Consider the following 21,118-nt stretch of genomic DNA (forward strand, 5'->3'; position numbering starts at 1 on the left):
CATTCGCCTGTGTGCCCCAGAGCCCACGTCGGTCTTGCACCCCAGATTTTTTCCCCGCTGGCGCCACCCAGGCCTGCCTCCGAGCAGGCGAGGGCGGCCTTTTCTTCTCGTCTTTCGATAGCGAGAGAGGCTTGCTCCTGCGGGGATGACCGGTTTTTCAACTCCAGGAGTTCCTGTGTCCAACTTCACGCCTACGGCTGCCGACCTGAAAGTCCCCGCCTACGTCAAAAATCCCAAACTCGTCCAATGGGTGGGTGAAATGGCTGCCCTGTGCAAGCCCGCCGCCATCCACTGGTGCGACGGCAGCGACGAGGAATACCGTGCACTGTGCGAGCAACTGGTTGCCGCCGGTACCTTCATCCGCCTGAATGCGGACAAGCGCCCCAACAGCTTCCTGGCCCGCTCGGCCCCCAGCGATGTGGCCCGTGTGGAAGACCGCACCTACATCTGCTCGCAAGAGCGCGAAGACGCCGGCCCCACCAACAACTGGAAGGCCCCCGACGAAATGCGCGCCACGCTGCAGCCGCTGTTCGACGGCTGCATGGCCGGCCGCACGATGTACGTGGTGCCGTTCTCGATGGGCCCGCTGGGCTCGCCCATCGCCCACATCGGCGTGGAACTCTCCGACAGCCCCTACGTGGCCGTCAACATGAAGATCATGACCCGCATGGGCCAGGCCGTCTACGACGTGCTGGGCGAACAGGGCGAGTTCGTGCCCTGCGTGCACACCGTGGGTGCACCGCTGCAGCCGGGCCAGAAAGACGTGGCCTGGCCCTGCAACGACACCAAGTACATCGTGCACTACCCCGAGACGCGCGAGATCTGGAGCTACGGCTCGGGCTACGGCGGCAACGCGCTGCTGGGCAAGAAGTGCTTTGCGCTGCGCATCGCCTCCATCATGGGTCACGACGAGGGCTGGCTGGCCGAACACATGCTCATTCTGGGCGTGACCAACCCCGAAGGCCGCAAGTACCACATGGCCGCGGCCTTCCCCAGCGCCTGCGGCAAGACCAATTTCTCGATGCTGGTCCCGCCGGCCGGTTTCGACGGCTGGAAAGTGACCACCGTGGGTGACGACATCGCCTGGGTCAAGCCCCAGCCCGACGGTTCGCTGCGCGCCATCAACCCCGAGGCCGGTTACTTCGGCGTCGCGCCCGGCACCAGCTACAAGACCAACCCCAACTGCATGCGCAGCCTGGACAAGAACGTCATCTTCACCAACGTGGCCCTGACCGACGACGGCGACGTGTGGTGGGAAGGCATGGAGCAGGACGTCGAAGGCAAGGTGCTGCCTGCCCATCTGGTGGATTGGCAAGGCAAGGACTGGACGCCCGAGCTGGCCAAGGCCACCGGCGCCAAGGCCGCCCATCCCAATGCCCGTTTCACCGTGGCCGCCATCAACAACCCGGCGCTCGACGAAGCCTGGGACGACCCGGCCGGCGTGCCCATCGATGCCTTCATCTTCGGCGGCCGCCGCTCGACCACCGTGCCGTTGGTGACCGAAGCCCGCAATTGGACAGAAGGTGTGTACATGGCTGCCACCATGGGCAGCGAAACCACCGCCGCCGCCGCCGGCCAGCAGGGCGTGGTGCGCCGCGATCCGTTCGCCATGCTGCCGTTCTCGGGTTACCACATGGGCGATTACTTCCAGCATTGGCTGAGCCTGGGCGAGCGCCTGCAGGCCCAGGGCGCCAAGCTGCCCCGGATCTACACCACCAACTGGTTCCGCAAGGATGCGCAAGGGCAGTTCGTCTGGCCTGGCTATGGCGAGAACATGCGTGTGCTCAAGTGGATGATCGACCGCCTCGAAGGCCAGGTCCAGGGCGAGCAGACCCTGGTGGGCGTGGCGCCGCGCTACGAGGAAATCAACTGGAAGGGCGTCGACTTCACGCCGGCCCAGTTCCAGGTGGCAACCGGTATCGACGCCGTCGTGTGGCGCGAGGAACTGGCATCGCACGCCGGCTGGCTGGCCCAGTTCGGCAGCCGCCTGCCGCAGGCGCTCGAACAGGCGCGTGTGGACATCAGCGCACGCCTCGACAGCTGATCCAAGCGCTGTCCTGGCCGGGCCCGGCGCCATGCCGGCCCGGCCTGCCACGCCGGGCCCCGGTGGGCCTTTGCGCGGCATCGCATCGGGGCGCGGAGCGACGGCAGGAGATAATCCGCCGATGAATCCCGTCCAAAAAGCTTCTTCGCCCGCGTCCGCCTCTCCCGCGTCTGCCGATTCCTCCGTGTCCTCATTCGGCAGCCTGCCGCTGTCGCAGGCCATGCAGGCCAACCTGGTCCAGCTGGGCTACACCGAGATGACGCCCATCCAGGCCGCCAGCCTGCCGCTGGCCCTGCAAGGTGTGGATCTGATCGCCCAGGCGCAGACCGGCAGCGGCAAGACGGCCGCCTTCGCACTGGCGCTGCTGCACCGGCTCGACACCTCGCGCCTGGCCGTCCAGGCACTGGTGATGTGCCCGACGCGTGAACTGGCCGAACAGGTCACCCAGGAAATCCGCCGCCTGGCGCGTGCCGCGGACAACGTCAAGGTGCTGACGCTGTGCGGCGGCTCGCCCATGAAGCCGCAGATGGAAAGCCTGTCCTTCGGCGCCCATGTGGCCGTGGGCACGCCCGGCCGCCTGCTGGATCATCTGGAGCGTGGCAGCCTGTCGCTGGACGCTCTCCAGACCCTGGTGCTGGACGAGGCCGACCGCATGCTGGACATGGGTTTCGTCGACGACATCGCCGCCGTGGTGAAGCAGGCCCCCAAGAACCGGCAGACTCTGCTGTTCTCGGCCACCTACCCGGAAGGCGTGGTCGAGCTGGCCAGCCGTTTCACCCATCAGGCTCGCCATCTGCAGATCGCCGCGGCCCAGGCTGCCGCGCAAGACCAGATCCGCCAGCTGGCCTACGAAGTCGGCGAGAACCAGCGGCTGCATGCCGTCTCGCTGCTGCTGGCGCATTTCCGTCCGGCCCGCACCATCGCCTTCTGCAACACCAAACGCCAATGCCGCGATCTGGTCGACGTGCTCAGCGCCCAGGGCCTGGTGGCCATGGCTCTGCACGGCGATCTCGAGCAGCGTGACCGCGATCAGGTGCTGATCCAGTTCGCCAACGGCAGCTGCTCGGTGCTGGTTGCGACCGACGTGGCCGCGCGTGGACTCGACATCGCGCAACTGGAATGCGTCATCAACGTCGACATCTCTGCCGATGTCGAACAGCATCTGCACCGCATTGGCCGTACCGGCCGGGCCGGCGCCGGCGGATTGGCGCTGAGCCTCTCCAGCATGGACGAGATGGGACGCGTGGGCCGCATCGAGCAGCTCATGAGCCGCGAGTTCGAATGGGCACCGCTCGACAGCCTGGTGCCCGCCGCCGGCGGCCCGCTCGAGCCCGCCATGGACACACTGCAGATTCTGGGCGGCCGCAAGGACAAGATCCGGCCCGGCGACATTCTGGGCGCGCTGACCGGCGAGGCCGGCTTCGCTTCGGCCGACATCGGCAAGATCAACGTCACCGACTTCCACAGCTACGTGGCCGTCAAGCGCTCGATGGCGCGGCAGATCGTGCAACGCCTCTCCGGCGGCAAGCTCAAGGGCCGCAAGGTCAAGGTGCGGCGACTGGCGGATCTGGTCGATCTGGAGTGAGACCGGGGCACCGACGCCGCCCGGCAGGCGGGTCATCGCCCCGCTGCCGGTGCAGGGACGGCAAGTGTCCGATAGAGGGCCCGGCTTGCCCGGGCCGGCGCTGCTTCACTCGATGTTCTGAACCTGCTCGCGCATCTGCTCGATCAGCACCTTCATGTCGACCGAGATCTTGCTGAGTTCGAGCAGGGCCGATTTCGAGCCCAGGGTGTTGGCTTCGCGGTGCAGTTCCTGGATGACGAAGTCGAGCCGCTTGCCGATGTCGCCGCCTTTCTTGAGCAACTGCAGCAGTTCCTCGAGATGGGCTGCGAGGCGGGTGAGCTCTTCGGCCACGTCGATGCGGATGGCAAAGGCGGTGGCCTCGCTCATGGCGCGATCCTGGGCCGCCTCGGCGTTCGGGGCCGCTCCGTGGCCCTGGCCGGTCTTGAGGGCTTCCTGCCAACGGTCGAGGAAACGCTGGCGCTGCTGCTCCACGAGCTCGGGCACCAGAGGCTGAGCCTGCTGGGCCAGGGCCTTGAGCTGCTCGATGCGATCGACCAGCGACTTCACCAGCCGTGCGCCTTCGCGCTCGCGCGAGGCCAGCAGTTCCTTGACTGCCTGTTGCGTCAGCTTGAGCAGGCCGGCCGACAGATCTTTCTGGGGTTCCGACGAGCCGCTGGCGTTAGAGGCGAGCCGCAGCACGTCGGCCACGCTCAGCGAACGGGCTTCGGGCAGCCAGCTCTGGACCGAGTCCTGCACGGCATTGAGACGTTGGAGCAGGGCGGGTGTGGGGGTGGGGACACCGCCGTCGTCCTGCGCCAGCAGGGTGGCGCGGACCTCGATCTTGCCGCGCTTGAGTTTGCTGCTCAGCAGGTCGCGCAAGGCGGGTTCGGCCGAGCGCAGTTCGTCCGGCAGACGGAAAGCGAGGTCGAGGAAACGGCTGTTGACCGCACGCAGTTCCAGTCCGAGACGGGGGCCGGCATGGGTTTCGGTGGTGGACTCGGCTGCGTCAGACTGGGCGCTGGCGTAACCGGTCATGCTGTAGACGGGCATGCTGGATGGATGGGTAGGGCTTGGGGAATGCGCCGAGGACCGGCCTGCGGGCGCTGCGGATTCGTCAAAGTGCCGGTGGCGCGGGCGGGATGGCCGTCGGGCCGCACGCCGGGCAGTCCGGCTGGCGGCATCGGCCCCAGCCTGGTTGTCGTCGATTATGGCAAAGGTCTGGGCCTGCGCCACACTTGCCGTTCCGGTCCCGGTCGGCAAGGCCCGCGATGCCGGCCGGGACGCCGCCGCACGCCTGCCGCGCCGGCTTGCGATAATCGGGGTTTCGGGCTGCATGCCGTTCAGGACCGCCCGCTTCATTTTTTCCTTCCGTTCCCTCGGCGCTGCGGCCATGGCCCGCCGATCGGGGGGCGGTCGATGAACCTCCAGGATCCATTCACCATGACCCGTTTCATCCGCACCGGCCAGCGCGCCGCCGACCAGTTGCGTGCCGTGCGCATCACCCGTGGCTACACCATGCACGCCGAAGGTTCGGTGCTGATCGAGTTCGGCAACACCAAGGTGCTGTGCACCGCCTCGGTCGAAGAACGTGTGCCGCCGCACAAGCGCGGCAGCGGCGAAGGCTGGGTGACCGCCGAATACGGCATGCTGCCGCGCTCGACCCACACCCGCAGCGACCGTGAAGCCGCGCGCGGCAAGCAAAGCGGCCGGACCCAGGAGATCCAGCGTCTCATCGGCCGCTCGCTGCGCGCCGTCTTCGATCTGTCCTTGCTGGGCGAACGCACGATCCACCTCGACTGCGACGTGATCCAGGCCGACGGCGGCACCCGGACTGCAGCCATCACCGGTGCCTTCGTGGCGGCGCAGGACGCGGTCAACGGCCTGCTTGCCCAAGGCAAGATTGCCGCATCGCCGATCAAGGACCACATCGCCGCGGTCTCGGTCGGCATCGTGCAGGCCGAACCCCTGCTCGACCTGGAATACGTGGAAGACGTGGACTGCGACACCGACATGAACGTCGTGATGACAGGTGCCGGACACTTCGTGGAAGTGCAGGGCACCGCCGAAGGCGTGGCCTTCACCCGCGCCGAGATGGACCAACTGCTCGCCCTTGCCGAAAAAGGCATCACCGAACTGGTCGCGCTGCAGAAATCCGCCCTGGCCGCCGCCTGAGAACCCCACACGAGCCCCCTATGACGACCCAGATCGTTCTTGCCTCCAACAACAAAGGCAAACTCGCCGAGCTGCAGACCCTGTTCGCCCCGCTGGGCGTGGTGCTCGTGCGTCAGGCCGACCTCGGCATTCCCGAGGCACCCGAGCCTTTCCGCACCTTCGTCGAGAATGCCCTCGCCAAGGCCCGCCACGCCGCGGCCGCCAGCGGCCTGCCGGCGCTGGCCGATGACGCCGGCCTGTGCGTGGACGCCTTCGGCGGCCTGCCCGGCGTCGACACGGCCTACTACTGCGAGCAGTTCGGCTACGAAAAAAGCGATGCCAACAACGTCCGTGCGCTGCTCGAACAACTGCAGGGCCAGAGCAACCGCCGTGCGACCATGGTCAGCACCCTGGTGGCCGTGCGCACCCCCGACGACCCGCAACCGCTGATCGCCGTCGGCCGTGTGCAGGGGCTCATCACCGAGCAGCCGGTGGGCGAGGGCGGTTTCGGTTTCGATCCGGTGATGTTCCTGCCCGAATTCGGCAAGACCTTTGCCCAACTGCCGACCGACGTGAAGAACGCCAACAGCCACCGCGGCCGTTCGTCGCGCCAGATGCTTGAACTCATGCGCGAGAACGGGTGGTTCGCCCCCGCCGTGGAGCAGGCGTGAACATTCCCCTGCACCCCGTTCCGGCCGATGGTGCCGCCGAGCCCTCGGCAGCCCTGCCGCCGCCGGATCCGCGCCACTACATGCGGCCGGGCACGCTGCAACTGTCGGCACTGCCGCCGCTGTCGCTGTACGTCCACCTGCCGTGGTGCCTGAAGAAGTGCCCCTACTGCGACTTCAATTCGCACGAGGCCCGCGACGGCACGAACGGCCGGCTCGATCCGGCCCTCGAGCGCCGGTACGTGGCTGCGCTCATGACCGATCTGGAAAGCACGTTGCCCCTGGTGTGGGGGCGGCCCGTGCACAGCATCTTCATCGGCGGTGGAACGCCCAGCCTGTTTTCGCCCGAGGCCATCGACGAACTGCTGGCCGGCATCCGGGCCCGTGTGCGGCTGGAGGCCGATTGCGAGATCACCCTCGAAGCCAACCCCGGCACTTTCGAGAAGAATCGCTTCCGTGCCTTCCGCGACGCGGGCGTGACCCGCCTGTCGATCGGCGTGCAGAGCTTCAACGACGCGCATCTCAAGGCGCTGGGCCGCGTGCACGACCGTGCCCAGGCACTGGCCGCCGTGGAAGAAGCCGCGAGCGCGTTCAAGACCTTCAACCTCGACATCATGTACGCGCTGCCGGGCCAGGACCTGGCCATGCTGGAAGACGACATGCGCACTGCGCTGGCGCTGTCGCCGCCGCATATCTCGATCTACCACCTCACGATCGAACCGAACACCTATTTCGCCAAGTTCCCGCCGCGCATTCCGGAAGACGACACGGCCTACGCCATGCTCGACCGCATCACCGAACTGACCGGCGAGGCCGGCCTGCAGCGCTACGAAGTCTCGGCCTATGCGCGTGCCGGCCATCGTTGCTGGCACAACCTCAACTACTGGCAGTTCGGCGACTACCTGGGCATCGGTGCCGGCGCCCATGGCAAGCTCAGCTTTGCCCATCGGGTGGTGCGGCAGGTGCGCTATCGCGATCCGCAGCGCTACATGCAGCAGGCCGCCGCCGGCCAGCCGGTTGCGCAGGAGACCGAAGTGCCCCGGCAGGATCTGCCTTTCGAATTCATGCTCAACGCGCTGCGGCTCGTCGACGGCTTCGATCTCAAGACCTACAGCGAGCGCACCGGGCTGGCCATCACCAGCATTGCACGGGCACTGGACACCGCCGAACGGCAGGGGCTGCTCGAACGCGACTGGGTGCACGCCAAGCCCACCGTGCGCGGCATGGACTTCCTCAGCGACCTCCAGGGCCTCTTCTTGCCCGAAGAACCGGCGCGGAACGGGTAGAATCCGCAGCCATCAACCAGGGAAGCGTGGCAGAGTGGTCGATTGCACCGGTCTTGAAAACCGGCGACGGGAAACCGTCCGTGAGTTCGAATCTCACCGCTTCCGCCAAATGGCCCCAAACGATCTAAGCTTTGGCGCCCTGCAAACCACCAAAAGTAGAGCAAAATCAAGCACCTATGTGTGGTGTATTGCGCCTTTTGCCGTCCGTTCCCAACTGAAAACCGACGTGTTCCAACGTTGTTGAGCGGCATGGCTGTAGGCAAAGCACCGAGTTGGAGCTTGCTTTGCCTACAAACGTCCTTTCTGACCATAAATGCCGCCTCGCCAAGCCTGCGGAGAAGCCGCAGAAGCTGTTCGATGGCCACGGCCTCTACCTATACGTTGCTCCTGCGGGTTCGAAGACATGGCGCGTTGCCTACCGGCTTGACGGCAGGCAGCAGACCGAAACGCTCGGCCCCTATCCACTGCTGACGCTTGCGGAAGCTCGCGAGCGTCGTGATGTACTGCGGCGCAAGTTGCTCGACGGTGAGAACCCCAAGCGACCGAAGTCGCCCAAGGTTAGCGTGACCCTCATGGAAGCCTCAGAGGCATTCTGGAACGGTCGGAAGGATGTGACGCCTGGATATCGCAACGATGCGCTTCGGGGCATCGAGCTGCACCTCGGGCCTGCGCTCGGAAAAATCTCCATGGCGAAGATTGATCGCGCGACGTTGCTTGCCGCACTAACCGAGATGGACCTCGCGGGGAAGCATGCCTATGTGCGCAAGATGCGCATGTGGGTGTCGCAGGTGTTTGACTGGGCAGTCGAGCATGGGCATGCCGAGCAGAATCCAGCGGCTTTGATTAGGCCGGAAAAGGCGTTTGGGAAGACGCGTCGTAAATCTCATGCTTCGCTAAACGAGCATCAGGTGCCGGATCTGCTGATGCGGCTATCGATGGAGCAGGAACTGCAGTCTGTCTTGGCGTGCCGCTTGCTGGCTTACACGTGGGTGCGCACGAACGAGCTGCGTTTGATGGAGTGGACCGAGATCCACGGCGATACCTGGCGCATTCCGGCTGGCAAGATGAAGCGAGCACGAGAGCACATTGTGCCGCTGTCGCGACAGGCCCTGCAGGTGCTCGAGAAGATGAAGGCGAAGGGAAGAAAGAGCCGCTTTGTGTTCCCCGGTGAGAACAGCCTCAGCCGACCGATGAGTGAGAACGCGGTGCTGTATTTAATTTATCGCATCGGGTTCAAAGGGCAAATGACGGGCCACGGTTGGAGATCCGTAGCGTCTACCTGGGCGAATGAACGCGGGTATCCGCCCGACGCCATCGAGCGACAGCTCGCGCATGCGCCCGATGACAAAACTCGGGCTGCATACAACCAGGCTGAGTACCTGCCGCAGCGACGCGCGATGCTGCAGGATTTCGGGGACTGGCTAGACGAGATTGATCCCAGCCGCTCGAAGAGTTGAGAGACGCCAGCCGATGGTTTTGCGGCTGACATACACGTCCGGCGGAGGGAGCTTGCCGGCGCGCATCCAACGGCGGATGCATTCGCTGCCGACGCGCAGTTCCTCGGAAAGATCGTTCCTGTATAGCACGCGGTCGGGCGTATCTTGGTTGACGGTATTGTGCTGAGTTGTCATTTCGTGTTGCCCTTAGTGTGTGCTTGCGCGATAAACAAGTTGGATAAGTGCTGCTGCAGCCTGAAGCGGTACGACTCCATTGCCGACGCCGGCGCAGAGTTCGATAGCGGTGAGAGTGGTGGGTAGAGCCATGTCATTCGCAAAGTCCGTATGCAGATGCGCATGCGCGCGTTTCGGTGATGTCTGCGAGCAGGTCGAACTGGCGACCGCCGTGGGTTGTCTTAGCCCAGCGCACGACGTGGTGGATGGTGTGTTCTTTTGCCTGGGCAGGGGAAATGCCAGGTGCCGGAATGAACGTTGCCGCCTGTCTCTTGCTGACGCTGCTAACCAATATTTCCCACTCGGCTATGCGCGCAACATGCTCAGGAAAGCGTGCGGCGATTTCTCGCAGCTCGGCTTTGTTCACGTTGATGCAAGGCATGCAGCCGACGCGGGTCATGCCCTGCAAGTACAGGGGATTCGGCTGGATGCCCGCGGCTGCGCAGTGCGCGAACACACCGTCAGCCGTCCAATCGACAATTGGACGGAACGTGTGCAGGCCTTTGCCAATACGCTCGGTCTTTTTGGCGTTTCGGCGATTGAGTGACTCGTCCCGACGAACGCCCTGCCAACTGATGACGCGGTGGCCCTGTTCCATCAGGTCGAGCTGGTACTCGACGGCAGGGTTTCGTTTCAGCTCTTGCGTGCAGAACTGCGCTTTGCGCGAGGGAAATCTGCCCTTGAGCATGCACAGATCGAGAAACGGATTGCCCGTCGGATGTAGCAAGGCAAGCGCACGGCGCTTGGACTTGTTTGTCCAACGCACGCGCCGTCCATCCGGTCCGCGCCTGGTGCGTTGGTCGCGGGCGATGAACATTCGCTTCCGCGCGAAATCGGCTGAGAAGTCTGCCCGCAAGCGATGGATGCGGACCGAGAGAGCCGATTCCAGGTAGTCCAGGTAGCTGTAGACGGCCTCGTGCTCATTGCCGGTGTCGCAGAAGATCGGACGGATTGCATCGCGGCCCACGCGCGCAATGGCGAGCAGCAGCGTAGCTGTGCTGTCCTTGCCTCCGCTGACGCTTATTACGTGGATGGAGCTCATACCAGCCCCTGCTGCAGCACGCGCAGGGCCTCGACGCAGTGCGTGGCACCCAGCCATTTGTTCCCGTGGCACACCGATTTCTCAGTGGCATCGCCGTTCACATCGAGCTTCTTAGTCCTCAGCGTCTCCTGCCCATCGGCGATTTCCTGGCAGCGATCAATGGCGGTTGCGAGCATGGCCAGTGCACCCATCCGCGTGGCGTAGGTCTGGCCGATGCGACGACTGCCTGACCGAATAAACGCGATGTCGGAATCCGGCCGGGCTGACTCCGCGCCCTCTGCCAGCGTGATCATGAGCCCCAGCCCCTTGGCGAGCGTGTACTCGACATTTGCTCCTTTGCTGCCGGTCCAGCCGGGCAGCAGGTGGATGCGGTCGCACGTGATGAGTTTGGCGATGGCCAGCCGCATGTAGCCCAGCCATGTGCCGCAGGTCGGGTTCGCGTTCTCGGCTGGGTTCTCGACGTGGTGGCCCACGCTGCGAAGTTGGGCTGCCTCGGCCATGAACGCCGGTTGGTTCAAATGAGGCAGGCCGGTCATGGGCCCCGCAATGCAGATGCGCTGACTGTGCACCGGTGCGGGCAGACTCGGCCAGAAGCACGTGTACTGATTGATGATCTCTTCCTGGCTTCTGTCGGCCAGCGAGCGGTAGTAGTCGAGGTCGACCTTGTCCAGGCGCCAGGGAGATTTGTTTTGTTCCATCTCTGTCATTCCTTTGGCAGCAGTGCGGGGTTGATGACGTGGCGGTGCGCTTCGAGCTGCCGGGGCAGCACACGGCGTTCACCGATTAGGCTGGGGTACGCGAGGTTGTCGAACGCGCCAAGGCGGTTGTTAGTTGGCTGCAGCTCGGGACAGGTGTAGTCGTCGCGGCCCAGCCAGTCGCGCGGTTCGGGCCGGCGTGCACCGGCATGGCGTGCAGTGCGCGCAGCCCGCTCAGGGGCGAAGGCAGCGCGAGCATGGCGCTCTTGCGCGGTGACGCTGTCGAGCATGAAGCGGTTGGGTGGGTTCTTGGTCATGCGAGCCATCCAGTCTTCAGAGCCAGAACGACGGCGATTCCCAGGCAGGCCATCACAGCGACGACCAGCAGCTCGCGGCGGTTGTCGCGCTGGGCCTGACGCAAGGCTTCTTCATGGGCAGCGGCAGCCAGGAGGGCGTCCACATCGTGGCGGGTGAGGCGCGGGCGGTTCATGCGGATTTCCTTTTCAACATGGATTCGAGCGAAGGGAAGGGGAGCACCTGGCCATCAGCGGTCGGCGCGAAAAGATCCGGCTGGCCCGCGGCCGGTGTAGCGGCGCGGCGCGTGCGCCGGGCCGGGGCCTGCAGGCCCTGCACGCGGGCGAACGTGTCGCGCACGTCGGTGCAAGCGGCCGGGGTGTAGGGATGCGGTATGTGGACCTTGTGGGCCAGGGGCGGCACGAACGGCCGGTGCTGCGTGGGCAGCGTGGTGGTCTTTCCAGGGCGGGGCATGGTGGTTCCTTGGGGCTGGGGGTGGATCAGGGGCGCGGCTTGATGAAGCCGGCACGGAAGGCTTGAGCGCGGGCGACCATCGCGGCCATGGCGCTGTCGGCTGTGGAGGCCTGTGGGACGGTTTGCAGCAGTTGGCGGGTGCGTTCAGGCATCACGAAGGTGGTGCGGATGCCGTCGATCACGTTGATTCGGGGCTCGGGGGCCGCTGCGGGGGCTGGCGCCTGCCGTTTAGGGGCTGGCGGGGGCTCAATGTCGTTGTCTGTGGACAGCGGCCAGTGCATGCCGGCGGCTTTCAGCAGCTCGCGCATGGGCTTGCCGGTGAGGCGGGCCGTACAGTTATTGAAACGAGTCCAAGGGCGGCCCAGCGCTGCGCGCTCGGCCTGGGACTGCTCGGCTTCGCCTTCGCCGGAAGCCAGGGGTTCCCATGCTTGGCGACGGCTGATGAGCCAGTGGCCACCGGCCGTTTCGACGCCGACGGTGGTCATGCGGTCGGCGACTTCGCCGTAGCTGTTGGTCACGTCGGGGGTGACGCGTATTGCGGGCCGCAGCATCCATTCACGACGCTTGCGGCACATTCCGCCCTGGGCCTGGACGTAGCCGCGCCAGTTGGCTTGGAGCGTGCCCATCTTGTGACACGAACGCCATGCCTTGACCGCTGCTGCATCGCCGAAATCGAGTCGATGTTGGGCGTCTTCGATCTGGTCCTGGCTGACACGACGCATCTCACGCCACACCGTCACGCTGGGCTGGCCGATGGCTTGGAACTGCCGGATGCCCCACGTGCTGGCCCAGGCGTCGACGCGCTGGAAGCCCTTGTATTCGCGGGTGTCCATGGCGTGCTCGAAACCGTCGATGGTGTCCAAGTGATCGCCTAGGCCCGCATCGCCATCCTCGGAGCCGATGTTCTTGGCGACGTACTTCGCCACATAGCCAGCCGCTCCGCCGCGCTCCATGGTCTTGAAGTCGCAGCGGTTGCGCAGCGCGCCGGGCTCGTCACCGTCGTCGCTCAGCCAGTAGTCGCGGATGATGGTTTCCGCCTTGCCGGCCTGCTCTGCGGTTTCGAACCACAGGAGTGCATGCCAATGGGGACAGCCGTCGTGGTGCGGCTCGGCGACGCGGAAACCATAGGTCTTGATCTCGCGCCGCTTCAGCTTGGCCCGGGCCTTCGCCCACATCTCGCGCAGCCACAACTGGGCCTCACGCGGTGATGCGCCCTGGTACTTCGGATTGCGGACAGGTTTGGCCTTGCGGTTCTTGCCGCCGGAGAGCACGGCATGGAAGCGGCTGGGGCACGTGAGCGTGAGGAACACGCCGTGGTGTTCCTGGGCGTCGGCGTGCTCTTCACAGCCTCGGATGCGCATCATCAGCTCGCCGCGCCGGATATCGCGGTTGCTGGGGGATACCTTGGCGAGATCGGCCAACGTGAAGACCTGACCGGCCTCATTGCAAAGGCGGCTGCGCTTGAGCATCTCGGCGTTGCGTTTGAGCTGCTCGGCCCGGCGGCGGCAGGCTTCATCACTGGCATATCCGCCATGGCGGCGGTGCACGACACCGAGCTTGATGGCGGCATGCTCTACGGTTCGAGCGACCTTTTTGCGCAGCGCGCGCCGCCACCAGCTTTCTGTGCAAGCCCGGGCGACAACGCCCTCTAGGGTTTCCGCTTCGGGCCAGTCAACGCCGATCCGGTCGCAGTAACGAGTCACGATGTCGAGTTTTTCGTACCTGCCTAGCACGAACGGGTGACCATAGATCAGATCATCCATAGCCAGGGCGTAACGACGGGCGCGGTCACGCACCGTGTTGTCGCCCACGGCCCAGTGCAGCACGTCGTCGTGCATGTGCTCGAACTTTCGCATGGCATCCACGCGTTCGAGATTCCAAGTGTGCAGGTCGACGCTGGCCTTTGGACGCGGCGGGACGATCACATCCAGGGCCGAGGCCCACTGTGGCGGGATCGTGCGGCGCAGGCGTGCATCCATCACGCGCGCGGTCTGGGCGACCTGGGCGGCCAGGTCCAGACTGCTGCGTTGCTTCATCCAAAACACTGGATGCGGCTTGGCGTGACGGGTATGTTTTCGACGCATGGCAGGCTATCCGTTCAGAGCGTCAGGCAGTGGATGTTCATGAATGAGTGCTTCAGTTCATGCGCTGCTGCAGCTATCGCATCTCGCTCTGGATGGGTGAACTCGCGCCAGTCTTTTTTGGCGAGGCGTGCGAGTTTTCCCAGGTCGTCGCCTACGCCTGCCAGCAGCAGGAGACAAATCCGCTCGCCCGCCGATAGGTCGAGCCAATCTTTGGTCGCGCCGACCAAGCCGTCCGTGTAGATCATTTGCTGGTGTATCTGTGAACGGAGATCGGTCAGTTTCTTGCGGTAGGTGTTGACAAAAAGGTCCGAGCGCTTTCCGTCGGACCCAGCCATGAATGGCTTTGGGGGGCCGACGAACAAAGGCGGTGGACCGGACTGGGCTGGCGTGGCGGGGACAGGTGAGTGATGCATGCGATCACGCGGCAGCTGTGCTGTTGAGAGGCACCGGCTCGTTTTTGGCTGGGTGCTTGCCCTCTGTGGTTTCGGTGATGTGGCCTGCCTCAATGGCGTCAAGAAGCCACTGGCGGAGGCAATGGGTTTCCACGGCTCGGTGCCCTTTCATGAAAACCACCGTGTCGCGCAGCCACGAGCCGCCCGAGTCGTGTGCCGAGGCGTAGATGACTCGCCAGCCTGCGCTGAGCAGCGCATTGGCCACGGCGTTTTTTACGCGTGGGGCGCGGCTGCTGAAGAAGCCATCGCCGTCGCTCAAGCGCACGGCATTGATGCGGGCGTTGCCAAAGCGGCCGATGGCCTGTGACACGCTGCCGATTTCAATGTGCGCACCATCTGCCTGCGCGGCTTGGACGATGGAGTCGAGGGCTGCGAGCTTGTCGGCCACGCGCCGGATCTCGGCCAGTCGGTCGGCATGGCGCTGATGCTCCTGCAGCAGTACGCGATCGCGCAGCGGCATGGCGCGGTGTTCTTCGTCGGTGACTGTGGGCACCTGGGGAATTTCGATGTTGGCCGGGGCGACGTAGCTGCGACGCAACCGGCGGGCGGTGTGGGACATGGCGACTCCAGGGCAAAAAAAGGGTGAACGAATCCACACGCCTGCTGTCAGGCGCGTTTTTCTTGGGGCTTGGGGGTTTGCGCCGAGCGGCGCGGGGACTACGTGGGCGGGGCCTGAGCGACGGTGTCGGCAACAGGCTGGGCAGCCATCAGCAGCTCGTGCAACTGCATGAGCATCCCGCTGCTGGTCAGGATGTGGCGGCTCAGCGGCAGACGAATGTCACGCGCCGGCATGCTGGAGAGGCTGACGGTTTCGACGATCTCCAACTGGGCGACGTAGCCGTGCCGGCAGCGGTAATTGCGGCAGCGGTAGGTGACTTCGCGCAAGGTCGGCGACATCTCGCGGCTGTCGATGGCCAGGGCGTTGGCCTGGCAGTGCGGGCAACGGATGGAGATGTACCGATAGCGGGTGCGCTCGACCGCCAGGGCCGGGGCCATGTGACCCACGAACAGCGAGGAGACGGGCCAATCGGCAATGGGCTGATAGACATCGGCCTCATAGGCGGCCTCTTCGTCGAGGTCCGTCAGGTCGTCCATCAGCATGCCCTGCTGGTGCGCAGCGCGCCGCACGTTGCGGCTGACCGGCAGGGACACGAGGGGGCTGGGCGTTCGGGATTGCTCCAGCGTGCGGACGGCTTCGAGCCGGGCATTGAACACGTGGCCGCACAAGTGGTTCTTGCAGCGGAAGGTGATCATGTCGGCCGTGCGGTCGACGCGCTTGTGATCCTCGGCCACTGTCTTGCTGCCGCAATGCGGGCAACGGATGGAGAGGCGCATGTAATGTCCCTCGCTCATTTCTGTTGACCTTTCGAAGTAGCAAGACGTGGGCCGCGACGGCGGCCGGTGGTTTGTTCGGTGGACTTGCGCAGGTGGCTTTTAACCAGCCACGTGACGGCCTCGGCAACGCTGCTCAAGCCCTGCTCGCGGCGCACCCGTTCGAACACATCGTGCTCGGCGTCGGATACAGGGATTTCGTGGTGCGTCATCTTTTCGTCAGACGTTTGGCTGTGGAGTGGCTGGCGTCGAGCCGCTGATTGGCGAGCTGTTGGCTTTACGCGGTTTTGCGCGGCACGCTGCCGGGCGCTGCAGGCTCGCGCTGAATGCCGAGCAATTCCTCGGCCTGGCGCAGGGCCAGTTCGCGGATCAGCGTCGTGGGCTGTTCGCCCAGATAGGCGGCGAGGGCACGCACGAGCTGCTCTTCGTAGTCGTCAAACCGGACGGTCAGACGGTTGTCGCGGATTCGCTTGCGGTCGGGGTACATCTGGGGGTCCTTCGGGCAAAGGAGAGAGAGGGAGCGATCAGGAAGTTTGGCGGAGGATGGCCAATTTGTTCTTGTAATCGGCCACGCCGCGCAGGTACATGGCCCGCACGAAACTGGCTGTGGTGCGGTCTTCTGCAGCTGCCAATTCCTTGGCTTCGGCTTTGTCTTCAGCGGACATACGCAGATAGACGATGTCGTCGGCCGTGCGCACGGCTTTCCCCAACGGGGATGCGGTGGTGGTGCTCATGTACGATGCCTCGGTATCAATTTAGGAGAGGGTGTCCTAACGTCACGCCGTAGGCGGCTTGCGTTGTGCTGCCTTGGGCATTGCTTGACTGCCAAGGATCTCGGTAGCCGCATCGGCTGCACTTCGGCTTTTTTTGATCCATCGTGCGACCTCTGGTGCAGCCGGGTCCAAGCCTTGTTCACGCGCTTGACGCTCACGTTGCTGGCGAAGTTGGATGCGGTTCGATTGGCGCCTGACGCGATTGGCTGCATGGGTTAGGACCAACACATCATCAACAGAAAGAAGACCATGCTCACAGAGCTCATCGAAGGTGTAGACGTTCGGGTGGATGACGAACACATATTGGCCATTCTGGATGCACACGCCAAACACCGGGCGGCAGGAGTCCGTGCCCTGCAAATCTTCCCCTTGGCCATCAAAAATGAGGCGGGCGTGATTTACCGTCTCGTGGAGGCCAGCGGTGCACGAGAGCTTCGCGCTCTCAACGAAGCGTTGTTGAACCATGGTCTTCACAACGAGACGGGTGGCCTCTCCCAGGGGAAGTTCATCAGCATCTACGTCTAAGCCCTTTTCATACGAGCTTCCAACTAAACGCTGAGCACAAGCGTCGAGGTCTCCCCACGGCTTGCTGAGCTCTGAAGCGGGCATGTCGGTCATGTACGATGTGGACGTTTGTTAAGTGTTACGTGGATTGTTGTCCACGAATGTTTCACTGTCAATGCTTTTGTGAAACGAATGTCGACTTTTTTTGAGCGATTGTTGGAGGAGCGCAAGCGTCTCGGGCTGAATCAGGAAGAACTGGGAGTGATTGGCGGTGTCACCAAGCACTCTCAACTTGCCTACGAAAAAGGCACACGAAAGCCTGATTCAAGCTATTTGGAGGCGGTGGCTGCAAAGGGTGTGGATGTTGGCTATTTGCTGACAGGCCTTCGCACGCCTGTCTCGACACTCACACCCGAGCAGGCCGCGCTGCTCGATAACTACGAAAACGCGGATGAAGAGGGGCGCGATGCAGCGCGGAGGGTGCTAGTTGCGCTCTCGAAATCGAAGGCTGCCAAGAAGGCTGCATAGATGGTGGTTGCTGGCCGGTTTGCCGGCAGCCTGGTGGACTTGGCACGCAATCCGTTGGTGCGTGTTTGCTCGGGATTTCGTGCAGCGCTTCGCTGGGCGCGGATTGGAAGGCTGATGGCTGATGCCATCACGCCTGCTGTGTGGACTATTCGCCTCTGGTCTGCACGCATGGACGAGGGGAGGCCAACTCAACCTCCTCTGCACTGACTGCGCTCTCTAGCCTACGAGTAGGTGTTTGACGAGAGCCCACAGGAGAAGGCTTCCGCCAATGACGACTGGCAGCACGACGATAGGTGCATGCATGCTTTCCCAGATGCGTGGGGCGCCGTAGGGCTTCACTTTCTTTGAGTCTGTAGACATCTTGGCTCCGTTCATCAATATCGAACCGAGTGGTTCGTTATTGAACTCTATCACTGAAGCCTAAAATCGAACCAATCAGTCCGAAAAAGAAGTCATGGTGCGAGTTAAGACAGAAGCAAAGCGAGCCGAGGTTGTCGCGGCAGCAGTGACGGTGTTCATGGAACGTGGGTACGACCGCACGTCCATGGAAGACATACGCGAACGCGCAGGGTGCTCCAAGGGCACGCTCTACAGCTACTTCCCATCCAAGGACGATCTGTTCGTGCAAGCGCTGCTTGATGCGACTGCCCAAGAGGCGTCAAACATGGTGTGGGAAACCAGGGAGCAAAACGAATCCGCCAGCGCATTTTTGCAGCGCTTCGGAGTCTCGTTCCTCAAGACTCTCTATGCTCCACGCTTTCAAGCTTTGCGAAGGCTCGCGTTTTCGACCCCCACAGGTGAGGTCGGCTCTACGGTGTATGAACAAGTCGTCAAGCCTTACGAAACTCGCATTGCTGGTGTGCTCACTGCACTCATGAGCGATGGCAAGCTTAGGCAGGCCAATGCTGGGATCGCAGCCCATCATTTTGGGGGACTTCTAGAGTCTGAATTGCTGCTCAAATTTCTTCTTCGAGCGGTTGGCGAGCCCACCGAAGAAGCGTTGGAGGCGGCGGCTTCGCGTGCTGTTACAGCATTTCTCGCGGCCTACGGGCAACACTGAAAAAATTGGGTACTCCTATTTTTGCCGCCATCGGTCTAGGACTGCTGGGCCTTTTCTAAGGCTCGTTTCTCCAGCCACTTCCTGCGCATCTTATTTTTTTCACGCGCCCAGTGAATGGCCTTTTATACTGTATTTAAATACAGCATTGAGGCCATCATGAACGGCATTTCCACAGTCTTTTCCGTCGTCCTGCACGACTTCCCTGGGCTTGACCCAGACCAGACCCATGCAGCCGAGTCCCGCTTCATGGTCGCGGCATCGCGCGAGCTGGGCGGACCCGATCAGGTGCTGCCGTCCTATGACGCGTTTCTGGCAGCTCACGAAAGCGTTGAGGCCGATTTGAGCCTTGAAGAAGTGCACCGCGCAGCCGAGTGGGCGCGAGCCTACGAAAAGGCCCGTGCAGCCGGTTTCCGAGGCCTAGGCGATCCAGTGGACGCCTACTTCGAGATCGTGCCGTTCTGATGTCGAGCAATTCTCTGCCACAGCTTCTCGCCAGTGATGGTTCGGGGCGCAAGTACTTCGGCCCACCGGCGATACCGCTGGCGGCGCGTATCTGGGTGTGTGGTGGCGAGAGCTTTCTGGACAAAGAACGGGTCTTTGCCGCACTGGACAAGGTCTACTACCGGCGCCACGTGTGGGTCCTGACGCGGACATCAAAAGCAGGTGCCGAAAGGTTGGCTGGCGAGTGGGCGTTTCGCAAGGGTGTACAGCAGTATGTGTTCGAGCACGACTCACGCCGAAATGCCTCCACTAGGAGCAACTGGCGGGACTGGATCCTGGCAGAGCAGCGCCCTAATCTGGTCGTCCGATTTCCTGGGGGTGATGACACTGCGCGGATCGCCAAACACGCCAGGGATGTGGGGGTTAGCGTTTGGGAGCCATACCCCAGGCTCAGCTATACGCCGTCATTCAACGGCGGCTGAGTCCTCTTCGCCTTCGATTCCTTCGGCCTGCAGCGTCTCCAGCGTGATGGTCGAGGAATAGCCGCTGCTGCTCAGGCTGTGCCGCACGTCGGTGATGATCCAGGCGGTTTCGTCGATCTGCCGTTTGTAGCCACTGACGACGACGGGCCGCTGCGGCATCAGGTCCGCACGGCCATAGGCCAGCGTTATATCGAACGAGAAAATCCCCCGCTGAATTCGCAGCCACTCGGCCCGCGCGGCAGCGAGTGCATCAGCCTTGTTGGCGAAGGTGTGCTTCAGCGTTTTGGCCCGGCCGCTGATGCCCGCCACCACGCTGCTGCGCGTGCCACCCTTGGCGCTGTTGTAAAACGCCTTGACCCCGCTATAGGCATCACGGTCGCTGCGCGCGTATCGGTGGCTGTCGCCGTCGCTGCGCACGATGCGCACCGGCGGCAAGGCTGTGCCGCTGGGGGTTCTGGCGGCCCGGGCCTGGCTGAATAACAGCCGCCCGTTCTTCACGTTGCACAGGCAGTCGAACTGTCGGGCCAGCCGACGCAGGAACGACGCATCGGACTCGTCGGCCTGATCAGCATGATCGAGGGTCCGTTTGGCGATCTCGGCCGCGACGATGGCGGTCAGCTTGTTCTGCGACGCGATGGCCCGGACGACGGCGCCCACGGTGGTCTTGTGCCAACTGCGATCCTTGAGGTTGCGCAGACTGTCGAGCAGATCTGCGGCCCGTGCGCGGATGGTGATCACGTCGGGTGTGCCGCTGTATTCCACGGCCTGGATGGTGTAGCTGCCCTTGTCGACCAGACCGAGAGGGAAATCTGCCGCGCCGGCTTGGCCATAGGTGCCGGTCACGTGGTCGACGCCATTGGCTTTCCATCCGATGGCCACGGTCAGCTCGTCCCCGGTTTCGGGCAGCTCAAGCGCGCCGTCGTGATCGCTGACCACGATCTCGACTTCGTCGGCTTCGTTCTCGCGGTTGTCGGTGATCGACAGGCTGACCAGGCGGGGAGCGAGGCGGGCAGACACATCGCGCCCCTTGACCGTGACGCGCCATGCCGGCCGCAGGTTGCCCGCCGGCCGTCGACCTCGACCGCCCCGCGACTGGGCCAATGCCAGGGTTTTCTGGATATCGGCGATGTCGCTCATGCCACGGCCTCGGCACCGTCCGACAGGCTGGCCACGCGGTCCACGTCGCCAATCGGATCATCTTCATCGGTGCGTCGCAGCGACAGGGTGAACTCGATTTTGCGGGCCTGTCCGTCGCTCAGGAAATAGCTTTTTGTCTCCTGCAGGTCGGTGATCACGAATGCCCCATAGGTGATGCCCGAGCCCTCGACCAGTGCCCAGGCGTGGCCGAGGTTGCCCATGGCGCGCAGGGTGTCGAGCGACTCGGGGTCGCCGGCGAACTCGGGGACCATGCTGCCGTTGAGGGTGATCGTTTCTTCACCGGCACCGACGAACTGGGAGGCGTCGCGGGCACCGACGCGGGATTGAGTGGGGTGCTTCCAGCTCGTGCGGTGCTGCAGCTCTTGATACGAGGCGGTGGACAGCGAGAACACGAATTGCCCCAGGCAAAGCATCAT

27 protein-coding genes and 1 tRNA gene are annotated in these 21,118 nt (G+C 63.8%); 11 read left to right on the forward strand and 17 right to left on the reverse strand.

The window, feature by feature from the left end; genetic code table 11:
• Nucleotides 1-175: 175 nt before the first annotated feature.
• Nucleotides 176-2,044, forward strand: coding sequence for a phosphoenolpyruvate carboxykinase (GTP) (locus tag EC845_RS09405; RefSeq protein WP_233597995.1), 1,869 nt, complete (start codon nt 176-178; stop codon nt 2,042-2,044).
• A 220-nt stretch (nt 2,045-2,264) separates the two neighbouring features.
• Complete coding sequence (gene dbpA, locus EC845_RS09410) at nt 2,265-3,629, forward strand: ATP-dependent RNA helicase DbpA (RefSeq protein ID WP_233598021.1); 1,365 nt, start codon at nt 2,265-2,267, stop codon at nt 3,627-3,629.
• 105 nt (nt 3,630-3,734) lie between these two features.
• Here dbpA and EC845_RS09415 read toward each other — a convergent pair whose 3' ends face one another.
• Nucleotides 3,735-4,658: a YicC/YloC family endoribonuclease gene (locus tag EC845_RS09415; RefSeq protein ID WP_123297508.1), complete on the reverse strand. Its 924-nt coding sequence runs from the start codon at nt 4,656-4,658 to the stop codon at nt 3,735-3,737.
• 390 nt (nt 4,659-5,048) lie between these two features.
• Here EC845_RS09415 and rph point away from each other — a divergent pair, with 390 nt between their 5' ends.
• The 5 genes from rph (at nt 5,049) to EC845_RS09440 (ending at nt 9,170) form a co-directional block, all read left to right on the forward strand.
• Nucleotides 5,049-5,780 (forward strand): ribonuclease PH, encoded by a 732-nt coding sequence (rph, locus tag EC845_RS09420; protein WP_123297510.1) that lies wholly within the window; start codon nt 5,049-5,051, stop codon nt 5,778-5,780.
• A gap of 20 nt (nt 5,781-5,800) precedes the next feature.
• The gene (gene rdgB / locus EC845_RS09425; protein ID WP_123297512.1) at nt 5,801-6,430 is read left to right on the forward strand and encodes an RdgB/HAM1 family non-canonical purine NTP pyrophosphatase; all 630 of its coding nucleotides are present in this window, start codon (nt 5,801-5,803) and stop codon (nt 6,428-6,430) included.
• The gene (gene hemW / locus EC845_RS09430) at nt 6,427-7,713 is read left to right on the forward strand and encodes a radical SAM family heme chaperone HemW (RefSeq protein ID WP_370451278.1); all 1,287 of its coding nucleotides are present in this window, start codon (nt 6,427-6,429) and stop codon (nt 7,711-7,713) included. The genes rdgB and hemW overlap by 4 nt, the downstream gene beginning before the upstream one ends.
• Nucleotides 7,714-7,733: 20 nt before the next feature.
• Nucleotides 7,734-7,821, forward strand: a tRNA-Ser gene (locus tag EC845_RS09435).
• A 176-nt stretch (nt 7,822-7,997) separates the two neighbouring features.
• Nucleotides 7,998-9,170 (forward strand): integrase arm-type DNA-binding domain-containing protein, encoded by a 1,173-nt coding sequence (locus EC845_RS09440; protein WP_158615662.1) that lies wholly within the window; start codon nt 7,998-8,000, stop codon nt 9,168-9,170.
• Here the strand turns inward: EC845_RS09440 and EC845_RS22130 are convergent.
• From EC845_RS22130 to EC845_RS22135, 14 genes are all read right to left on the reverse strand, one after another.
• Nucleotides 9,135-9,344, reverse strand: coding sequence for an AlpA family transcriptional regulator (locus EC845_RS22130; protein ID WP_148077274.1), 210 nt, complete (start codon nt 9,342-9,344; stop codon nt 9,135-9,137). The genes EC845_RS09440 and EC845_RS22130 overlap by 36 nt on opposite strands.
• Nucleotides 9,345-9,477: 133 nt before the next feature.
• Nucleotides 9,478-10,425: a phosphoadenosine phosphosulfate reductase family protein gene (locus EC845_RS09445; protein ID WP_123297516.1), complete on the reverse strand. Its 948-nt coding sequence runs from the start codon at nt 10,423-10,425 to the stop codon at nt 9,478-9,480.
• On the reverse strand, nt 10,422-11,123 hold the full coding sequence (locus EC845_RS09450; RefSeq protein WP_233597996.1) for a DUF4406 domain-containing protein: 702 nt from the start codon (nt 11,121-11,123) through the stop codon (nt 10,422-10,424). Before EC845_RS09450 ends, EC845_RS09445 begins: the two co-directional genes overlap by 4 nt.
• Nucleotides 11,124-11,128: 5 nt before the next feature.
• Nucleotides 11,129-11,437 (reverse strand): hypothetical protein, encoded by a 309-nt coding sequence (locus tag EC845_RS09455; protein WP_123297518.1) that lies wholly within the window; start codon nt 11,435-11,437, stop codon nt 11,129-11,131.
• Nucleotides 11,434-11,610 carry a hypothetical protein gene (locus tag EC845_RS22350; protein ID WP_158615663.1) on the reverse strand — a complete coding sequence of 59 codons (177 nt, stop codon included), beginning with the start codon at nt 11,608-11,610 and terminating at the stop codon, nt 11,434-11,436. The genes EC845_RS09455 and EC845_RS22350 overlap by 4 nt, the downstream gene beginning before the upstream one ends.
• Nucleotides 11,607-11,888 carry a hypothetical protein gene (locus EC845_RS09460; protein ID WP_123297520.1) on the reverse strand — a complete coding sequence of 94 codons (282 nt, stop codon included), beginning with the start codon at nt 11,886-11,888 and terminating at the stop codon, nt 11,607-11,609. The genes EC845_RS22350 and EC845_RS09460 overlap by 4 nt, the downstream gene beginning before the upstream one ends.
• A gap of 26 nt (nt 11,889-11,914) precedes the next feature.
• Nucleotides 11,915-13,972 carry a replication endonuclease gene (locus tag EC845_RS09465; protein ID WP_123297521.1) on the reverse strand — a complete coding sequence of 686 codons (2,058 nt, stop codon included), beginning with the start codon at nt 13,970-13,972 and terminating at the stop codon, nt 11,915-11,917.
• A gap of 14 nt (nt 13,973-13,986) precedes the next feature.
• On the reverse strand, nt 13,987-14,307 hold the full coding sequence (locus EC845_RS09470) for a hypothetical protein (RefSeq protein ID WP_123297524.1): 321 nt from the start codon (nt 14,305-14,307) through the stop codon (nt 13,987-13,989).
• An 82-nt stretch (nt 14,308-14,389) separates the two neighbouring features.
• Nucleotides 14,390-14,983 (reverse strand): hypothetical protein, encoded by a 594-nt coding sequence (locus tag EC845_RS09475; RefSeq protein ID WP_123297525.1) that lies wholly within the window; start codon nt 14,981-14,983, stop codon nt 14,390-14,392.
• Between the two features lie 98 nt (nt 14,984-15,081).
• Nucleotides 15,082-15,777: an ogr/Delta-like zinc finger family protein gene (locus EC845_RS22810; protein WP_123297527.1), complete on the reverse strand. Its 696-nt coding sequence runs from the start codon at nt 15,775-15,777 to the stop codon at nt 15,082-15,084.
• Nucleotides 15,774-15,968: a hypothetical protein gene (locus tag EC845_RS09485; RefSeq protein ID WP_123297529.1), complete on the reverse strand. Its 195-nt coding sequence runs from the start codon at nt 15,966-15,968 to the stop codon at nt 15,774-15,776. Before EC845_RS09485 ends, EC845_RS22810 begins: the two co-directional genes overlap by 4 nt.
• 65 nt (nt 15,969-16,033) lie before the next feature.
• Nucleotides 16,034-16,243, reverse strand: a complete 210-nt coding sequence (locus EC845_RS09490; protein ID WP_123297531.1) for a hypothetical protein — start codon at nt 16,241-16,243, stop codon at nt 16,034-16,036.
• Between the two features lie 37 nt (nt 16,244-16,280).
• Nucleotides 16,281-16,490, reverse strand: coding sequence for a hypothetical protein (locus EC845_RS09495; protein ID WP_123297533.1), 210 nt, complete (start codon nt 16,488-16,490; stop codon nt 16,281-16,283).
• 42 nt (nt 16,491-16,532) lie between these two features.
• Entirely contained in the window at nt 16,533-17,147 is a 615-nt protein-coding gene (locus EC845_RS22135) for a hypothetical protein (protein WP_148077275.1), read from the reverse strand.
• Between the two features lie 78 nt (nt 17,148-17,225).
• Here EC845_RS22135 and EC845_RS09505 point away from each other — a divergent pair, with 78 nt between their 5' ends.
• From EC845_RS09505 to EC845_RS09520, 4 genes are all read left to right on the forward strand, one after another.
• Nucleotides 17,226-17,561, forward strand: coding sequence for a helix-turn-helix domain-containing protein (locus EC845_RS09505; RefSeq protein ID WP_123297537.1), 336 nt, complete (start codon nt 17,226-17,228; stop codon nt 17,559-17,561).
• 454 nt (nt 17,562-18,015) lie between these two features.
• On the forward strand, nt 18,016-18,621 hold the full coding sequence (locus tag EC845_RS09510) for a TetR/AcrR family transcriptional regulator (protein ID WP_123297539.1): 606 nt from the start codon (nt 18,016-18,018) through the stop codon (nt 18,619-18,621).
• Between the two features lie 114 nt (nt 18,622-18,735).
• On the forward strand, nt 18,736-19,083 hold the full coding sequence (locus EC845_RS09515; protein WP_123297540.1) for a hypothetical protein: 348 nt from the start codon (nt 18,736-18,738) through the stop codon (nt 19,081-19,083).
• The gene (locus EC845_RS09520) at nt 19,083-19,544 is read left to right on the forward strand and encodes an SLOG family protein (protein ID WP_123297541.1); all 462 of its coding nucleotides are present in this window, start codon (nt 19,083-19,085) and stop codon (nt 19,542-19,544) included. The genes EC845_RS09515 and EC845_RS09520 overlap by 1 nt, the downstream gene beginning before the upstream one ends.
• On the opposite strand, the gene EC845_RS09525 is transcribed toward EC845_RS09520, so the two are convergent.
• Together EC845_RS09525 and EC845_RS09530 are read right to left on the reverse strand one after the other, a co-directional pair.
• Nucleotides 19,527-20,681, reverse strand: coding sequence for a contractile injection system protein, VgrG/Pvc8 family (locus EC845_RS09525; protein WP_123297543.1), 1,155 nt, complete (start codon nt 20,679-20,681; stop codon nt 19,527-19,529). The two genes, EC845_RS09520 and EC845_RS09525, sit on opposite strands and share 18 nt — an antisense overlap.
• Nucleotides 20,678-21,118: a phage tail protein gene (locus tag EC845_RS09530; protein ID WP_123297545.1), complete on the reverse strand. Its 441-nt coding sequence runs from the start codon at nt 21,116-21,118 to the stop codon at nt 20,678-20,680. Before EC845_RS09530 ends, EC845_RS09525 begins: the two co-directional genes overlap by 4 nt.

Source organism: Comamonas sp. BIGb0124, assembly GCF_003752175.1.
In the GTDB taxonomy this organism is placed as follows: Bacteria; Pseudomonadota; Gammaproteobacteria; order Burkholderiales; family Burkholderiaceae_C; genus Comamonas_F.

What these genes read in the sequence shown, in the direction of transcription:
- EC845_RS09470 (WP_123297524.1), bottom strand. Translation starts at nt 14,307, where the DNA reads ATGGCTGGGTCCGACGGAAAGCGCTCGGACCTTTTTGTCAACACCTAC.
- EC845_RS22810 (WP_123297527.1), bottom strand. Translation starts at nt 15,777, where the DNA reads ATGAGCGAGGGACATTACATGCGCCTCTCCATCCGTTGCCCGCATTGC.
- EC845_RS09460 (WP_123297520.1), bottom strand. Translation starts at nt 11,888, where the DNA reads ATGCCCCGCCCTGGAAAGACCACCACGCTGCCCACGCAGCACCGGCCG.
- EC845_RS09530 (WP_123297545.1), bottom strand. Translation starts at nt 21,118, where the DNA reads ATGATGCTTTGCCTGGGGCAATTCGTGTTCTCGCTGTCCACCGCCTCG.
- EC845_RS22350 (WP_158615663.1), bottom strand. Translation starts at nt 11,610, where the DNA reads ATGAACCGCCCGCGCCTCACCCGCCACGATGTGGACGCCCTCCTGGCT.
- EC845_RS09490 (WP_123297531.1), bottom strand. Translation starts at nt 16,243, where the DNA reads ATGTACCCCGACCGCAAGCGAATCCGCGACAACCGTCTGACCGTCCGG.
- EC845_RS09520 (WP_123297541.1), top strand. Translation starts at nt 19,083, where the DNA reads ATGTCGAGCAATTCTCTGCCACAGCTTCTCGCCAGTGATGGTTCGGGG.
- EC845_RS09445 (WP_123297516.1), bottom strand. Translation starts at nt 10,425, where the DNA reads ATGAGCTCCATCCACGTAATAAGCGTCAGCGGAGGCAAGGACAGCACA.
- EC845_RS22130 (WP_148077274.1), bottom strand. Translation starts at nt 9,344, where the DNA reads ATGACAACTCAGCACAATACCGTCAACCAAGATACGCCCGACCGCGTG.
- EC845_RS09455 (WP_123297518.1), bottom strand. Translation starts at nt 11,437, where the DNA reads ATGACCAAGAACCCACCCAACCGCTTCATGCTCGACAGCGTCACCGCG.
- EC845_RS09510 (WP_123297539.1), top strand. Translation starts at nt 18,016, where the DNA reads ATGGTGCGAGTTAAGACAGAAGCAAAGCGAGCCGAGGTTGTCGCGGCA.
- rdgB (WP_123297512.1), top strand. Translation starts at nt 5,801, where the DNA reads ATGACGACCCAGATCGTTCTTGCCTCCAACAACAAAGGCAAACTCGCC.
- EC845_RS09415 (WP_123297508.1), bottom strand. Translation starts at nt 4,658, where the DNA reads ATGCCCGTCTACAGCATGACCGGTTACGCCAGCGCCCAGTCTGACGCA.
- EC845_RS09465 (WP_123297521.1), bottom strand. Translation starts at nt 13,972, where the DNA reads ATGCGTCGAAAACATACCCGTCACGCCAAGCCGCATCCAGTGTTTTGG.
- EC845_RS09515 (WP_123297540.1), top strand. Translation starts at nt 18,736, where the DNA reads ATGGCCTTTTATACTGTATTTAAATACAGCATTGAGGCCATCATGAAC.
- EC845_RS22135 (WP_148077275.1), bottom strand. Translation starts at nt 17,147, where the DNA reads ATGACCGACATGCCCGCTTCAGAGCTCAGCAAGCCGTGGGGAGACCTC.
- EC845_RS09525 (WP_123297543.1), bottom strand. Translation starts at nt 20,681, where the DNA reads ATGAGCGACATCGCCGATATCCAGAAAACCCTGGCATTGGCCCAGTCG.
- EC845_RS09495 (WP_123297533.1), bottom strand. Translation starts at nt 16,490, where the DNA reads ATGAGCACCACCACCGCATCCCCGTTGGGGAAAGCCGTGCGCACGGCC.
- EC845_RS09485 (WP_123297529.1), bottom strand. Translation starts at nt 15,968, where the DNA reads ATGACGCACCACGAAATCCCTGTATCCGACGCCGAGCACGATGTGTTC.
- EC845_RS09505 (WP_123297537.1), top strand. Translation starts at nt 17,226, where the DNA reads ATGTCGACTTTTTTTGAGCGATTGTTGGAGGAGCGCAAGCGTCTCGGG.
- EC845_RS09475 (WP_123297525.1), bottom strand. Translation starts at nt 14,983, where the DNA reads ATGTCCCACACCGCCCGCCGGTTGCGTCGCAGCTACGTCGCCCCGGCC.
- EC845_RS09450 (WP_233597996.1), bottom strand. Translation starts at nt 11,123, where the DNA reads ATGGAACAAAACAAATCTCCCTGGCGCCTGGACAAGGTCGACCTCGAC.
- rph (WP_123297510.1), top strand. Translation starts at nt 5,049, where the DNA reads ATGACCCGTTTCATCCGCACCGGCCAGCGCGCCGCCGACCAGTTGCGT.
- dbpA (WP_233598021.1), top strand. Translation starts at nt 2,265, where the DNA reads ATGCAGGCCAACCTGGTCCAGCTGGGCTACACCGAGATGACGCCCATC.